Origin of the sequence: Amycolatopsis nivea (genome assembly GCF_004522235.1) — a bacterium.
GTDB classification, from domain to species: Bacteria; Actinomycetota; Actinomycetes; order Mycobacteriales; family Pseudonocardiaceae; genus Amycolatopsis; species Amycolatopsis nivea.
In genome coordinates this window covers 97,189-112,790 of the sequence record NZ_SDLT01000001.1, presented here as the reverse complement: position 1 = coordinate 112,790, position 15,602 = coordinate 97,189, and the positions used below count along the sequence as shown (strand labels likewise).

Sequence of the window (15,602 nt, the reverse complement as noted above, 5' to 3'; positions counted from 1 at the left end):
GCTCAAGCGCCTTTGCTGCGCCGCCCGGCCTCGCCGGACAGTTCCTGGTGATGCTGCACCGCCAGCTGGACGATGTGCCGCACGTGCGGATCGTCGAGCACATAGACCTGCCGCTTCCCCTCGCGACGGGCGCGGACGAGGCCGGCGAGTTTGAGTTTGCCCAGGTGGTGGCTGGCGGTCGGCACGGTCTGGCCGGTCTCCTCGGCGAGCGTGCCGACGTCGCGCTCCCCGTGCGACAGCAGCCACAGCAGGTGCAGCCGCACGGTCGCGGAGAGCAGGCCGAACGTCGCGGCGGCGTCTTGCAGCAGGTCGGCGGGGAGCGGTTCCAGCGGGGGCTGGGATGGGGTGGACACGACGGACATCCTCTCGGGTGGGCCCACAGCGTGACTTAGCCCCCATCACTTGCACAAGTGTTTGACTGTTTTCGTGATCTGCGCTCTACTGGTCCCCGGTCGGCGCGCTGACGCCGGCCGATGAGTCTTGCGGAGGAGGTGAGCCGGGTGACCGGCGAAGGAAGTAGTCGGCACGACCGTGCGGGAATCCCGGCAGCCATCTAGGTCCGGACGAACCCCGCGCGGTCCGCTGCCGCCCAGCAGACCTCGAGGGGACGACCGATGACCCGCTTTCCCGCCCTGCGCGCCCACGGCGACGCGCCGGTGCTCACTCTGTTCCGGAATCTCGACAGCTCGCCCAAAGGCCTCACCGAAAACGAGGCGGCCGAACGGTTGCACCGCTTCGGCGAGAACCGCATCGACGGCACGGACCGCGCGCCCGTCCGAATCTGGGCCGCCGCGCGGAGCCCGTTCGTCGCGTTGCTGACCGCGCTCGGCGTGGTTTTCGCTGGCGTCGGCGACATTCGCGGCGCGGTGACCGTCGGCGTGATGGTCGTGCTCAGCATCGGCCTCCGCTTCTGGCAGCAGTCCCGGTCCGAGCGCGCGATCAGCGCGGTTCGCGATCAGATCACCACCACTGTCACCGTGCGTCGGCGCGCGGCGGCGGAGTTTCCCGGCAGCGAGCGCGAGGTGCCCACGGGGGACCTCGTCCCGGGGGACGTCGTGCTGCTCGGGCCCGGCGACGTGATCCCGGCTGACGTGCGCATTGTCGCTGCCAAAGACTTCGTGGTCGACCAGTCCGCGCTGTCCGGCGAGGCACTGCCGGTCGCGAAGCGGGCGCCCGAGCTCGGTAAGCACGAGGAGCACGAACTCGTTGAGACGCCCGCGCTCGGCTTCGCGGGCACGTCGGTGGTCGGCGGAACGGCGACCGCGGTCGTCGCCGCAACGGGCAGCGAGACCTACTTCGGCGCGCTCGCCCAGCAATCCGCCGAGCCGCGCGCGGAATCCAGCTTCGACGCCGGCGTGCGCCGCGTCGGGTGGACGCTCGTGCGGTTCATGCTGGTGATGGTGCCGATCGTGCTCGTCGTCAACGGCACGGTCACCGGGGACTGGGCACAGGCCGGGATGTTCGCGGTCGCCGTCGCGGTCGGTCTCACGCCGGAGATGCTGCCGGTCATCGTGACCACGAACCTCGCGCGAGGCGCGGCCGCGCTGTCCCGGCGGCAGGTGATTGTCAAGCGGCTCAACGCCATCCAGGATCTCGCCGCGATGGACGTGCTGTGCGTCGACAAGACCGGCACCCTCACCGAGGACCGGATCGCCTACGCGCACAGCGTCGACTACTCCGGCAGCCCGGACGGCGAAGCGGCCGAGTACGCGGGCGTCGCGGTGCGCTTCCAGACCGACCGGCACGACCGGCTGGACGAGGCGATCGAGACGCTGTTCGACGGTGAAGACGATCTGGTCGCCGACGCGCTGTTCACCGGCGTCGCCGAGATCGGCTTCGACCACGCGCGCCGCCGGGCCAGCGTCGTGGTCCGGCGCGGCAGCGAGCACCTCCTGATCAGCAAGGGCGACCCGGACGAGATCCTGCCGCGCTGCAGCCACGCGCGCCGCGACGGTGTCGTCGCCGAATTCGACGACGCCGCCCGCATCGGCGCGGAAGAACTGGTGCGCGCGTACGCCGAACACGGCATGCGGGTGCTCGCGGTGGCCGCGCGGGAAGTCGAACCCAGGCTCGGCGGATTTGACGAAACTGACGAGAACGAGATGATCCTCGTCGGTTTCGTGGGATTCGTCGACCCGGTCCGCGACGGCGTCGTCAACGCGGTGAAAACCCTTGGCGAGCAAGGCGTCGCGCTGAAAGTGCTGACCGGCGACAACCGGCACGTGGCCGCGCGCGTCGCGGATTCGGCGGGCATCCCGGTCGGAGAGGTCGTGCTCGGCCGCCAGGTCGAAGCGGCAGACGACGCCGAACTGCGCGAAATCGTCAAGGACACCACCGTCTTCGCGAAGCTCACGCCAGCGCACAAGGCCCGCGTGGTCACCGCGTTGCGCGAGAACGGCCGGGCGGTCGGTTTTGTCGGCGACGGCGTCAACGACGTCACCGCGCTGCGCACCGCCGACGTCGGGATCGCTCCGGACACCGCCACCGACGCGGCGAAGGACGCGGCGGACCTGGTGCTGCTGGAACGCGACCTCGGCGTGCTCGCCCGCGGCGTGGCCGAAGGACGGCGGACGCTCGGCAACACGCTGAAGTACGTCAACATCACCGCCGCGTCGAACTTCGGCAACGTGCTGTCGGTGCTCGCCGCGAGCGCGTTCCTGCCGTTCCTGCCCATCCTGCCGATCCAGCTCGTGGTGTCGAACCTGCTCTACGACCTGGCTCAGCTCGCGCTCGCGTGGGACCGGGTGGACGAGGACTACCTCAGCGAACCGCGCCGCTGGGACGCTCGCGGGCTGACCGGCTTCATGCTCGTGTTCGGTCCGCTGTCGTCGCTGTTCGACCTCGCGACGTTCGCCGTGCTGTGGCACGTCTTCGGCGCGGGCGCGGACCCGCTGCTCTTCCAGACCGGCTGGTTCGTCGAGGGGCTGCTCTCGCAGCTGCTGGTCGTGCTCGTCCTGCGCGGACGCGGCACTCCCCTGCGCGCCAGCCGCCCGGTCGTGCTGGCGACGGCAGCCGCCGCGCTCGTCGGTTTGCTGGTGCCGCTGTCGCCGCTCGCCGGACCGTTGCGCATGCAGGCGCTGCCCGCCAGCTACCTGCTGTGGCTGGTGCTCGTGCTGGCCGGGTACGCGCTGGCCGCCCAAGTAGCGAAACGCGGTTACGCACGCCAGCGTGCGTGGTGGTAACCGTCCTTTTTCCGGTTTTTCCCGACTATTTCTGAACTTTTCGCACCAACCAGTGGGAGCGCAGATGACGACTGCGGAGATGTTGCTGCGCCTTGGCGCCGGAGTGGGCCTCGGCACAGTGATCGGATTTGAACGCCAATACCGTGCCCGGATGGCCGGCTTGCGGACGAACGCGCTGGTCGCGGCCGGTGCGACGCTGTTCGTGCTGCTGTCCGCGCACGGTTTCAGCGGAGCGAGCGCCGACCCCACCCGGGTTGCCGCGCAAATTGTTTCCGGAATCGGTTTTCTCGGCGCGGGCGTGATTCTACGCGAAGGATTGACCGTGCGCGGGCTCAACACAGCGGCGACATTGTGGTGCTCCGCCGCGGTGGGCGCGCTCGCCGGAGCCGGGCTGTACACAGCCGCTGGCGCGGGCACCGCCGTGGTGATGGCGGTGAACATCGCGCTGCGCCCGCTCGGCCGCGTGGTCGACCGTCGTCCGGCGACCGGCCGCGAAACCCCGACGTCGTACACCTTCCTGGCGGTGACCAAGGACGATTCCGAAGCGCACGTGCGCGCGTTGCTCGTGCAGGCGTTGGCACGCACTGATTTCGCGCTGCAATCGGTCACCAGCACCAATACCGACACCGCCGGGCAGGTGCAGGTGCGCGCCGAACTGTCCGCCGATCAGCGCGACGACAAGCAAATGGAGTCGGCGGTGAGCCGGCTGTCCATGGAGCCGTCGGTGACCAGCGTGCGCTGGCAAGCCGAACTCTCCTACACCGACCAGGACAGCGAGAACTAGACCAATGCTGCGTACCTTCCCCACCCGCGGCGCGCTCGTCCGGCCGCGCCGCACGGTCGCCGACGTGGCGGTGTTCCTCGGCGCCGCCGCGGCGTTGTGGCTGATCGTGCGGCTCGCGCACGGTGCCGCCACGGCGTGGACTCCGGCGACCGCACCGTCCACAGTGTCCACTGATCCGGCCGAACTCCCTTACTACGCCGGACGTTCGCTGCTGCGGATGTTCGTCGCGCTCGTGCTGTCGGTCGGATTCACCTTCGTCTACGCGACCGCGGCGGCCCGGCTGCGGCGCACGGAAAAGATCCTGCTTCCCGCACTCGACATCCTGCAGTCGGTGCCGGTGCTCGGGTTCCTGTCGGTGACGATCACCGGGTTCATCGCGCTGTTCCCCGGCTCGCAACTGGGCCTGGAATGCGCGTCGATCTTCGCGATCTTCACCTCGCAGGCGTGGAACATGACCTTCGCGTTCCACCATTCGCTGGTGTCGCAGCCGCGCGACCTCGACGAGGCGTCCCGGCTGCTGCGGCTGTCCCGCTGGCAGCGGTTCTGGCGCGTCGACGTGCCGAGCGGCATGATCCCGCTGGTCTGGAACGGCATGATGAGCTTCGGCGGCGGCTGGTTCTTCCTCACCGCCTCCGAAGCGCTCAGCGTCAACAACCAGAAGTTCGCGCTGCCCGGAATCGGCGCGTACGTCGCGACCGCTTCCGAAGAGGGCGATCTCGGCAAGGTGCTGCTGGCCGTCGGTGCGATGGTGGTCCTGGTCGTCGGCGTGAACGTGCTGTTCTGGCGACCGCTCACCGCGTGGTCGGAGCGGTTCCGCATCGAGAACTCCGAATCCGCCGAAGCACCCCGCAGCCTGGTGCTCGACCTGCTGCGCCGCTCGCGGATCCCGGCGCTGCTCGGCCGGGTGCTCGGCAAACTGGTGTTCCCGCTCGACCGCGCGCTGGCGGTCTTCGGGCTCGCCGAGTACCCGCTGCGGTTCTCCCCCGCCCGCCGGCGCGCCGCGGACATCGTGTTCAGCGTCGTGGTTTTCGGGTTGATCCTCTACGGCGCGGTGCGCATGGTGCTGTTCATCGGCGAGACCACGGGGTACGGCGAGATCGGCCACGTGCTGCTGCTCGGCCTGATCACGTTCGCGCGGGTAGTGACGCTGGTGGTCGTCGGCACGCTCGTGTGGGTGCCGATCGGCGTGTGGATCGGGATGAACCCGCGGGTGTCGCGGCTGGCCCAGCCGGTCGTGCAGGTGCTCGCGTCGTTCCCGGCGAACTTCCTGTTCCCGCTGATCACCGCCGTGCTCGTGGCGACCGGGATTTCCCTGGACTGGGGCGGCATCCTGCTGATGAGCCTCGGTGCGCAGTGGTACATCCTCTTCAACGTCATCGCCGGTGCCTCGGCTATTCCGCACGACCTGCGCGAGGCGTCGGCGAACCTGCGGCTGCCGCGAGCGCTGTGGTGGCGCCGGCTCGTGCTGCCCGCGATTTTCCCGAGCTACGTCACCGGCGGGATCACCGCGGCGGGCGGCGCGTGGAACGCCTCCATCGTCGCGGAAATCGTGTCCTACAACGGGGTCACGCTCACCGCGACCGGCCTCGGCGCGTACATCGCCGACGCCACCGGCGCCGGCGACTCCGGGCGGATCCTGCTCGGCGTCGCGGTGATGAGCCTGTACGTCGTCGGCCTCAACCGGCTCTTCTGGCGGCGGCTGTACCGCATCGCCGAACGCCGGTTCTCCCTGTCCTGAAAGGTATCCTCATGTCCGAAGTCCTCGTTTCCGTCGAGCACGTCAGCAAGAGCTTCCCCGGTTCGGCGGGCGACGAACTGCGCGTCCTCGACGACCTCACGCTCGACCTGCGCGCGGGCGAGATCGTCGCGCTGCTCGGCCGGTCCGGCAGCGGGAAATCGACGCTGCTGCGCACGATCGCCGGGCTGATCGGCCCGACCCGCGGCACCGTGCGTTATCGCGGCGAAGAACTCGACGGCGCCAATCCGGGTACCGCGATGGTGTTCCAGACGTTCGCGCTGATGCCGTGGCTGACCGTGCAGGACAACGTCGAACTCGGCCTCGCCGCGCGCGGCATCCCGCCGAAATCGCGCCGCGACCGTGCGTTGCAGGCGATCGACCTGATCGGCCTCGACGGTTTCGAATCCGCTTACCCCAAGGAACTTTCCGGCGGGATGCGGCAGCGCGTCGGCTTCGCCCGTGCGCTTGTGCTCGAACCGGACGTCCTGCTGATGGACGAACCGTTCTCCGCGCTCGACGTGCTGACCGCGGAAAACCTGCGCACCGAACTGATGAGCCTGTGGCAGCGCGACGATTTCCCGACGAAAGCCGTCTGCATCGTCACGCATAACATCGAGGAGGCAGTACTGCTCGCCGACCGGGTGCTGGTCCTCGGCGCCAACCCCGGGAAGCTGCGTGCGGAGGTGGAGATCGACCTCGCCCGGCCGCGCGACCGCAAATCCCCCGCGTTCGCCGCGCTGGTCGAACGGCTCTACGACCTGCTGACCGGACGCGATCCGGCGGCCGTCGAACCCGCGCAGGCCACGCCCACCGCACGGCCGCTGCCGCCCGCGTCGGTCGGCGGCCTCGCCGGGCTCGTGGAACTGGTGCACGCCCGCGGCGGACACGCCGACCTGCCGGATCTCGCCGCCGAACTGAGCTTCGAGGTCGACGACCTGCTGCCGCTCGTCGACGCGGCAGCCCTGCTCGACCTCCTGTTCGTGGCGGGCGGCGACCTGCACCTGACCCCGGTCGGCACCGCCTTCACCACCGCGGACATCCAGACCAGCAAGAAGATCTTCGCCGGTCAGGTCCGCGACCGGGCACCGCTGGTCCGCACGATCGTCAACGCGCTCACCGCCAGTTCGGACGGCACGCTGCGCGCGGAGTTCTTCCTCGACCTGCTCCGCCGCGGTTTCTCCGCCGCCGACGCCCGGCAGCAACTGGACACGGCGATCGACTGGGGCCGGTACGCCGAGCTCTTCGACTACGACACCGACAGCGACCGGATCGCCCAGACGACCGCCGAATAGCTCAGCTCTCCGGAGCCGTCTCCACGCGCGGCGCCGGGCTGTCCGCCGGGGCGTCCGGAGCCGGGTCCCGGTTCACCGCCGCGATCGCGAGCGCCCCCATCACCGCCACCGCCGCGAACAGGTAGAAGCCCCACGGATACGCCAGCCCCGCCGACAGCAGCAGCCCGGTCACCAGCGGCCCGGACATCGCGCCGAACCGGCCGATCCCGCTCGCCGCGCCGAGCCCGGTGCCGCGTGCTTCGGCGGGGTACACGCGGGCGATGTACACGTAGACCAGCACCTGCGAGCTGAAGGTGAAGATCCCGGCCAGCAGCACGCCGGCGTACACGCTCGCCCCGGGCAGCTTGATGCTCAGCAGCGCCAGGAACACCGCCGCCGCGGCGAACCACAGGATGGTCGAACGGCGGTAGCCGATCTTGTCCGCGACCCGGCCGCCGACCAGTAGGCCGATGACCGCGCCGACGTTCAGCACCAGCAGCAGCGCCAGCGCCGCGCCGAGTTCGTAGCCCGCCGCGCGCATGATCTGCGGCAGCCAGGTGTTCAGGCCGTAGACCAGCAGCAGCCCCATGAACGACGTCACCCAGAACGCGATGGTCGCGCGGCCGTAGCCGTGCCGGAACAGGACGCCGAGCGGGTTGCGGTTGCGCCGGGCTTCCTTCGCCCGTTCCAGCGCCTTCGATTCGGGCAGGAACTTCATCATCAGCGGCACGAGGATCAGTGCGGGCGCGGCCCCGATGACGAACATCCACTGCCAGCCGAGCCGTTGCAGCACCAGGATTCCGAGCAGCGCGGTGAGCACTGCGCCGACGTGGTAGCCGGTCATCAGCACGGTGGTCGCACTGCCGCCGCGGCCGATCCGCGCGTACTCGGTGATCAGCGCCAGCGCGGTCGGCAGCACGCCGCCGAGCCCGAGCCCGGCCAGGAACCGCAGCACGCCGAACAGCCACGGCCCGTTCGCGAACGCGCAGAGCAGCGTGCAGACCGAGAAGCTGGCCACGGTCAGCAGCATCATTCCCCGCCGGCCGAACAGGTCGCTGAGCGGGCCGATCGAGAACGCGCCGACCGCCACGCCGAGCAGCCCGACCGCGGAGATCAGCGACGCCGTGTTGGGGTCGAGCCCCCACGCTTTGTCCTTGAGCAGCGCGGGCAGCACGACGCCCAGCACCACCAGGTCGAACCCTTCGAGCGCCACCGCCGTCCAGCACAGCGGGGCCACCCAGCGGGCGTGGCGCGCCCGGGGATCAGTCGAGACCGTCATGTCATCACCTGCGTCGTCGGAGGGGACCTGGGCCGGATTGCTTCTAGAACGGGTACTGCGGAAGGTCGCCGCGCACGGTGACCCACTGGGTTTCGGTGAACGCCTCCAGGTTGGCCTGCGCGCCGCCGTGCCGGGAGCCGGTTCCCGAATCCCCCACCCCGCCGAACGGGGCGAGGGCCTCGTCGTTGACCGTCTGGTCGTTGACGTGCACCAGACCGGACGGGATCCGCTCGGCCAGTGCCAGCCCCCGCGCGGCGTCCCGGGTCAGGATGCCCAGCGACAGCCCGTACTCGGTACCGCCGGCCAGGCGCACTGCTTCGTCCACTGTGGAGAACGGCACGACCGGCGCGACCGGGCCGAACACCTCCTGGGCGTAGGCGGGCGCGGCGAGCGGGACGTCGGTGAGGACGGTCGGGCGGTAGAACAGGTCCTCGTAGGTGCCGCCGGTCGCGATCTTCGCGCCAGCCTCCGCGCTCCCGGTGACCACCGAGTGCACGCGGTCGCGTTGTCCCGCGTCGATCAGCGGGCCGAGCGCGACGTCGCCGGTCGCCGGGTTGCCGACGGTCAGCTTGGCCGCGTGCTCGGCGAGCGCGGCCGCGTAGTCGTCGGCGATTTCGGCGGCGACCAGGTGGCGTCCGGTCGCCATGCAGATCTGCCCGGAGTGGTTGAACGAACCGAACGCGCCGACCGACGCGGCCTGTTCGACGTCCGCGTCCGCGAGCACGACGAGCGCCGAGTTGCCGCCGAGTTCGAGGTGCACGCGCTTGAGCCGCTCCCCCGCCGCCGCGGCGATCTTGCGGCCCGCGTTCGTGGAACCGGTGAACGCGATGACGCGCACCAGCGGGTCCTCGACCAGCGCGGCGCCGACGTCCGCGCCGCCGGGCAGCAGGTGGAACAGGCCTTCGGGCAGACCGGCTTCCTCGAAGATCCGGGCCAGCACGACACCGCCGCACACCGCCGTGCGCGGGTCGGGCTTCGCCAGCACCGCGTTGCCGAGCGCCAAGGCGGGCGCGATCGCGCGGATGGAGAGGATCACCGGCGCGTTGAACGGCGAGATCACGCCGACCACCCCGGCCGGAACCCGGCGCGCCATCGACAGCCGAGGCTGGCTGGAACGCAACAGTTCCCCGTACGGATGTGCGGCGAGCGCCGCCGCCTCGTGGCATTCCTCGGCCGCGACCGCGCGGGTCTGGAACTGCGCGAACGCCCGCGTGGCACCGGATTCGCGGACAAGCCAGTCGTCGATCTCGTCGCCGTGGTCCTCGAAAAGCCGCGCAGCCCGGCGCAGCACCCGCGCCCGCTGGTCGTATGGCTTCGCAGCCCACTCCCGCTGTGCTTCCTGCGCCGCCGCCGCTGCCTTGGCGACGTCTTCCGGAGCCGCCGCACCCACTCGGACCAGGGTGTTCCCGGTCGCGGGCTCGACCGCGTCGTATTCCCCGCCCGCGCCGGGGATCCAGCCGCCGGAGAAGATCCGGCCCTGCCATCCGGTTCCGAGCAACGTCATGCCGTCACCGCCACTTCCAGCACCAGCGGCTCCGTGCGCGCGGCCAGCGTCGGCAGCACCTCGTTCAACACCGACTCCAGTTCCTCGTAGGTTTCCGCGCGCCGCGCCGGGCAGCCGAGCGATTTCGCGAGCCCGCTCACGCTGACCTCGTCGAACCCGGGCCACGGCGCTTTTCCGCCCCCGGCCGTGCGTTCGCCGTGCCGCACGGCGAGTTTGTCCATGATCGCGTAGCCGCCGTTGGACAGCACGATCACGAGAACGCCGACGCCGTAATGCGCGGCACTCCACAACGACTGGATCGAGTACAGCGACGAGCCGTCCCCGATCACCGCGACCACCGGACGCTTCAGCCCGCCCATGCGCAGCCCGATCGCCGCCGGAATGCCGAAGCCCAGCCCGCCCATGGCCGCGCTGAGGAACCCGAGCGGTTCGCGCGCCGGGACGTACGCGTGCAGCAGCGGACGGCTCGACGGCGATTCCTCGACCAGCACCGTGTCCTGGGGCAATCGGCGCGCGAGCAGGCCGAACACGTGGTCGGGGCCCAGCGGCGCACCCGCCTCCGGCGCCCCGGGCAACTCGACCGTCCGGCCGATCTTTTCGGTGCCCGCTTCCCGTGCGGGAATCAGCTCCGCCAACGGCCCGCACACCGCCGACGGCCGCGCCAGCACGGCGAGGTCGACCGGGCTGCGGTGCGCTTCGTTCGGATCGTCGGTGACCACGGCGATGCGCGTGCCCGGTTCGGTCAACTGTCCCGGCTCCCGCGGGTACTGACGGAAAACCGGTGCGCCGACCGACAGCACCGCGTCGTGTCCGGACAACGCTTTCCGCAGCCCTTCCCGGCCCGGCGGCAGATGTCCGGCGAACTGCGGATGGTCCTGCGGGAATCCGGCGCGCGCCCCGAACGCCTCCTGCCACACCGGGCACGCGAGCTTCTCCGCCAGCGCGGTCAGGCCGCGCCACGATTCGGCGTCGTCGGCCCCGGCACCCGTCACGATTACCGGATTGCTTGCGGTACCGAGGAATTCCGCCAGCTCGGCCAGCACCGCGGGCTCGGCGGCGTTCGCGCGGACCAGCTTCGCCGGGGCGGGCAGCGGCTCGTCCACGCCCGCCAGCTCCGACCAGTCGTCCATCGGCACGATCACCAGCGCCGGGCCGCGGTGCTCGCGCGCCTCGTGCCAGGCGCGGGCGAGCGCGCCCGGAACGTCCTGCGCCCGCGGCGGTTCCGCGATCCACACCGGCGTGGGCCGGGCAAGATCGTCGAGCCGATGGCCGGTGAGGAACGGCTCCAGCGCGAGGTGGCGGCGGTCCTGCTGCCCGACGAGCACGACCAGCGGCGCACGGTTGACCCGCGCGGTCGCGAGCGCGCCGACCGCGTTCCCGAGCCCCGCGGTGGTGTGCAGGATCGCGACCGCGGGCCGGTCGTTCGCGAGCGCCCAGCCGGTCGCCATGCCGACCACCGAACCCTCGTGCAGCGCCAGCACGAACTCGAGGTCGTCGGGCAGGTCGGTGAGCAGCGCGATCTCGGTCGACCCGGGATTGGCGAACACCGTCGTGGCGCCGAACCGGCGCAGCACGTCGAACGCGGCGTCGCGAACGGTCGGGGCAGGGCTCACGGACTTCTCCTCGGCAGTGACGGCAACGAGCGGTCCGGAGTCTCCCGGCTCGATCTTCCGCCGCCCAGCCCCTCTTCCACTCAGCGGAAAAGTTCCTCAGCCTTGCAACGCCCGCGTGACCCCCAGCGCGGCCATCCGGACCACCGGCACGAGCGGCGACAGATTCGGCGTGCAACTGGGCACCACCACGGAAATCGCCGCGACGACCTGATCGCCGGGCCCGCGCACCGGAGCCGCGACCGACGACGCGCCCTCGGTCATCTCGTTGCGGGAGATGCAGAACCCCTGCAGCCGGACCTCCGCCAGCACCTGCCGCAGCCGCGCCGGGTCCGTGATCGTCCCGCTGGCCCTGCGCTCCAGCCCGCCGGCGAGAATGCTCTCGAGACATTCCGGCGGCGCGTGCGCGAGCAGCACCTTGCCCGGCCCCGCCGCGTGCAACGGAAGCCGCAGCCCGACCCGCGAGGTCACCACGACATCCGGATGCGCCTCGAGCTTTTCCAGATACAGCGCACGGTCCCCGTCCAGCACGACCAGATGGACGACCTCGTGCGTCACCTGCAGCAGATCCTGCAGAAACGGTAGCGCGACGTCCCGCAGCTCCCGCCCGCCCGGCGCCTGCGCCCCGAGCTGCCACAACCGAAGCCCGATCCGGTACCGCCCTCGGCCGGTGCGCTCCAACGCGCCCCACCCGGTCAACTCGGCCAGCAGCCGATGCACCGTGGCAGGCGCGAGCCCGGTCGCCCGGGTGATCTCGCCGTGAGTCTGCTCGGGTCGGCCGGAAAGAAAGGAATCCAGCACCGCGAACGCGCGGCTCAAGACCGTGCGCCCGGGTTCGGCGGCGTTGCCGGCGATCGCGTGCCTCCGGGGCTGCGGTGGAACAGGACGGGGACTGGCCGCCCATCATCCGCCAGTCCCGCGAACACGGCAACCCAACTTCCCCCGGACCGTCCACACTGGACGCGAGCCCGGCGCTCCCCGCCCCGAGGTCCGTGAGGGCCACCCTCATTGACTCTGATTCCCTCAGGGTTCCCCTCACGACCAGCCGCCGGGCGTGAGGGGCCCCTTCACGGACTTGGATTCCCTCAAGGAGCCCTTCACGGACCCGCCCGGCTGGCCCGCCGCTCGGATGCCGCCCCAATGCGGCATTGGGTGCATCTCACGCACCGAACGCCACATTGGGTGCGTCGGATGCACCCAATGTGGCGTTGGGGCGCTAGCCCCGACCACCCACGAGACCGATGCACCCGCTATCGAGGCACCCAGCCCCTCCCCCACACCCCGATACGAAGCCTCCCTGCGGTTCGGGGGTGCTTGTCAAGGCATCTTTCCAGCCTTGACAAGCACCCCCGAACCGTCAGCACAATCAACCTTCGGGGTGCCCCACGCAACCCCTCAAAGCAATGTCGCCGGAGGCGACGAGCCGAATCACCCCCCAAACGTCCGAACCTCCGGACTCACCTCCAAAGCATCCCGATTGAACGTCACCTCCACCCCTCGCCCCCGCAACCGAGACGCCCCCTGATCAAGCTTCCACCCATCCACCCGAACCCCAACCCGCGGATGCCGCCGAACCTGCCCCTCATCCAACCGAACCCGAACACTCGCCGCGTCCCCGCCGACCAAATTCAAATAATTGTCACTGAACGTCGCAGGAAGAACCCGCTCCCCAGTCCGCACGTCATAAACCTGCAAATGCACCATCAACGCCACCGACTCGCCGACATTCCGCACATCCACCGCCACCTCAGCCCCGTCGGCCCCGCGCGAAACCCCGGCGATCACGGAAACAGCCGCCCCTGGCATCCCCTCCAACCCGGCAAACCCGGCCTCCAGCCCAGGCTTCTCCACCCAATAGAAGCTCCGAACCACCTCCGACCCGCGCAAATCCCGAAGCACCAACCGAACAAAAGCAACCTCAGACGGCGCACCACCAACCTTCGAAGCCACCCGCCCAACCACAGCACGATCAGCCCCAGCCACCCCGCCCACCGGCATCGAGGCACGAGCGAACTCCACCCCGTCGACCCCGTAAAACGAGGCTTCAACACTCCCCCGAACCACAGCCCGGGAATGATTAGCCACAATCACATCGAAGTTCCGCGCATCCAGCACCACATTAACCCGCCGACAAGCATGCTGAACCGCATAGAACGACGAATGCGCCTCCAAATCATGACTGTACATCTGCCAGACAAAACTAGGCTGCGCTGGATTAGTCATCCACATGATGACCCCAGTACGCGGATAAGGCCCCACACTCCGCATATAAGCAACCGGAGCCTCGTAAATAGCCCGAATGCACTCGTAATTCATCAACTGCGACTTACGCGCGAAATCCGCAAGATTCCGCACGGCCCCATACCGCTCGCCAGTCAGCCGAAGATACCCCGCACCACCCCCATTCCCGCCGTTCCCGTTGACATCCCGATCAGCCCAGAAATCATCCGGATGCTCCCACGAAGACTCCGGAAGCATCTTCCGCATGAACTCCAACGTAGGAATAGAATAAGAGCCGACCTCATTATGGAACGGCGGCCACTGCGTACCGTCATTCAACGCGAAATGCTTGGCAGGCGGCACCCAGTGATACGGCCCGCCAGACCGGTACCCGTCAACCGGGTTCTCCCCGGTATCCCCAGCAGAACTGGTCAACACCACCCGCTGCGGATCCAACTCGGCAACCAACGCGTCCAACCCGTCGATCAACGGCTGCGGCGGCGGCCCCTCGTTGCCACCACACCACAACAGGATCGACGGATGATTGCGAAACCGCACAATGCAATCCCGGATATTGGCGAGATCCCGCTCAATATTCTCCGCAGGCGGCCCCTCAGTGGAACAGAAGAAGTCCTGCCAGACCAGGATGCCGTGCTCGTCACAGGCAGCAAAGAAGTCCTCGGTACTGCTCTGCCCGTTCCAGTTCCGGATCAAGTTGAGATTAGCGTCCCGATGCAACCGGACCTGCGCCCGCAACCGCTCCCGAGGGATCCGCTTGAGCGCCTCGTCCAGCCCCCAGTTCCCGCCCATCACCAGGATCGGCTGATTGTTGACCGTGATCGCCAGACACTGCGTCACCGCCCCGGACGGCGACCGCATCGGCGTCGTGTACTCGATCCGCCGGATCCCGAAGTCCACCGTCCGTTCGTCGTGCACCTGCCCGCCGGACTCGACCCCGACCGTCAGCCGGTACCGATACGGCTCCCCATACCCGTTGGGCCACCACAGCTTCGGCCGATCCACCCGCAGGCAGGCGATCTCCTTCGACGTAAGCTTCACCGACGACGCCCCCGCCGGAACACTGACCGTCCGCCGGAACCCCCGCCCGTCAAGGGACCCCGTCACCACCACGGACTTCCCGGCAGCACTGTCCAGCGCGAGCGAGACCGAGACCTCCGCCGTCCGCAAATCCTGCGACAGCGTCGAGGTGACATGCACGTCAGCCACCCGCACCGGCCCCGTGGTACGCCAGGTGACCGGCTGCCAGATCCCCAGATCCCGGTCCGGAATGGTGGGCAGCCAGTCCCACCCGGCGGTGCAGAAGAACGTCGGCCCGTTCTTCAGCGTGATCCCGGTCGGACCGCCGTTGCGCCCGCCGCGCGTCACCCCGCTGGCGTAACTCGGCAACGCGGGCGGATCCGTGTAGTCGAGCTTCCCGACCAGCACCGCCAGCCAAGCGACCCCGTCCGCCTCGGCCACGATGTCCGTGACCTCGAAGACCGCGCGCTTGAACGCGCCCTCGACCGTGCCGACCCTGGTCCCGTTGAGCCACACAGTGCCGAGGTAGTTGATCCCGTCGAACTGCAGCCAGAACCGCTGCCCGGGCGCCAGCCGCGGCACCCGGAACGCGACCCGGTACCAGTAGCCGGTGCCCTTGAGGGTGTCCGGAACGGTGTCGGTCACGATGTGGCCGTACAACGGATCGGGATACTCGCCGTTGGCGATCATGCTTGTCAGCGGCGTCCCCGGGACAACGGCGGGCTTCAGCCCAGCAACGTCCTTCGCGCTGGCGAGCACACTCCCGTCCGCAGCCGTGCCGTCGGCCGCGACAAACGTCCAGCCGCTGCCGATCTCGCCGCCGCCGACCTGAGGCGGACGCGCGTCCGGAGCTGCCTCGGCGGTGCCGGACACCCCGAACGCGCCGAGCACACCGCCGCCCGCGACAGCAATCCCGCCGGACAGAAACCGCCTGCGATTCACCTGGGTCACGTCGCTCCCATAGCCTCTGACATCG

General features: G+C 69.6%; 10 protein-coding genes. 4 read left to right on the top strand and 6 right to left on the bottom strand.

From position 1 onward, the window contains the following. Positions 1-2 precede the first annotated feature (2 nt). Positions 3-362 carry an ArsR/SmtB family transcription factor gene (locus EIZ44_RS00530; RefSeq protein ID WP_051171745.1) on the bottom strand — a complete coding sequence of 120 codons (360 nt, stop codon included), beginning with the start codon at positions 360-362 and terminating at the stop codon, positions 3-5. Between the two features lie 252 nt (positions 363-614). Between EIZ44_RS00530 and mgtA the strand changes: the two genes are divergently transcribed. The 4 genes from mgtA to EIZ44_RS00510 all read left to right on the top strand — a co-directional run bounded on the left by mgtA (position 615) and on the right by EIZ44_RS00510 (position 6,996). Beyond that, a complete protein-coding gene (mgtA, locus tag EIZ44_RS00525; RefSeq protein WP_134727356.1) occupies positions 615-3,182 on the top strand; it encodes a magnesium-translocating P-type ATPase in 2,568 nt (855 codons plus the stop codon). Between the two features lie 64 nt (positions 3,183-3,246). Next, positions 3,247-3,966, top strand: coding sequence for an MgtC/SapB family protein (locus tag EIZ44_RS00520; protein WP_037811423.1), 720 nt, complete (start codon positions 3,247-3,249; stop codon positions 3,964-3,966). Positions 3,967-3,970: 4 nt separating this feature from the next. Next, complete coding sequence (locus tag EIZ44_RS00515) at positions 3,971-5,704, top strand: ABC transporter permease (protein WP_134727355.1); 1,734 nt, start codon at positions 3,971-3,973, stop codon at positions 5,702-5,704. Between the two features lie 11 nt (positions 5,705-5,715). Beyond that, positions 5,716-6,996, top strand: a complete 1,281-nt coding sequence (locus tag EIZ44_RS00510) for an ABC transporter ATP-binding protein (protein WP_134727354.1) — start codon at positions 5,716-5,718, stop codon at positions 6,994-6,996. Between the two features lies 1 nt (position 6,997). Here EIZ44_RS00510 and EIZ44_RS00505 read toward each other — a convergent pair whose 3' ends face one another. The 5 genes from EIZ44_RS00505 to EIZ44_RS00485 form a co-directional block, all read right to left on the bottom strand. After that, complete coding sequence (locus EIZ44_RS00505; RefSeq protein WP_134727353.1) at positions 6,998-8,254, bottom strand: MFS transporter; 1,257 nt, start codon at positions 8,252-8,254, stop codon at positions 6,998-7,000. 43 nt (positions 8,255-8,297) lie between these two features. Then, entirely contained in the window at positions 8,298-9,758 is a 1,461-nt protein-coding gene (locus EIZ44_RS00500; RefSeq protein ID WP_134727352.1) for an aldehyde dehydrogenase family protein, read from the bottom strand. Beyond that, a complete protein-coding gene (locus EIZ44_RS00495) occupies positions 9,755-11,371 on the bottom strand; it encodes a thiamine pyrophosphate-dependent enzyme (protein ID WP_134727351.1) in 1,617 nt (538 codons plus the stop codon). The genes EIZ44_RS00500 and EIZ44_RS00495 overlap by 4 nt, the downstream gene beginning before the upstream one ends. Before the next feature lie 96 nt (positions 11,372-11,467). Beyond that, positions 11,468-12,187 carry an IclR family transcriptional regulator gene (locus tag EIZ44_RS00490; RefSeq protein WP_078870404.1) on the bottom strand — a complete coding sequence of 240 codons (720 nt, stop codon included), beginning with the start codon at positions 12,185-12,187 and terminating at the stop codon, positions 11,468-11,470. Between the two features lie 609 nt (positions 12,188-12,796). Then, the gene (locus tag EIZ44_RS00485) at positions 12,797-15,577 is read right to left on the bottom strand and encodes a glycoside hydrolase family 2 protein (RefSeq protein WP_134727350.1); all 2,781 of its coding nucleotides are present in this window, start codon (positions 15,575-15,577) and stop codon (positions 12,797-12,799) included. Positions 15,578-15,602: the final 25 nt, after the last annotated feature.

Excerpts from the sequence above, each read along its gene's own strand:
- EIZ44_RS00505 (WP_134727353.1), bottom strand. The coding sequence starts at position 8,254 with ATGACGGTCTCGACTGATCCCCGGGCGCGCCACGCCCGCTGGGTGGCC.
- EIZ44_RS00510 (WP_134727354.1), top strand. The coding sequence starts at position 5,716 with ATGTCCGAAGTCCTCGTTTCCGTCGAGCACGTCAGCAAGAGCTTCCCC.
- EIZ44_RS00520 (WP_037811423.1), top strand. The coding sequence starts at position 3,247 with ATGACGACTGCGGAGATGTTGCTGCGCCTTGGCGCCGGAGTGGGCCTC.
- EIZ44_RS00530 (WP_051171745.1), bottom strand. The coding sequence starts at position 362 with ATGTCCGTCGTGTCCACCCCATCCCAGCCCCCGCTGGAACCGCTCCCC.
- EIZ44_RS00515 (WP_134727355.1), top strand. The coding sequence starts at position 3,971 with ATGCTGCGTACCTTCCCCACCCGCGGCGCGCTCGTCCGGCCGCGCCGC.
- mgtA (WP_134727356.1), top strand. The coding sequence starts at position 615 with ATGACCCGCTTTCCCGCCCTGCGCGCCCACGGCGACGCGCCGGTGCTC.
- EIZ44_RS00500 (WP_134727352.1), bottom strand. The coding sequence starts at position 9,758 with ATGACGTTGCTCGGAACCGGATGGCAGGGCCGGATCTTCTCCGGCGGC.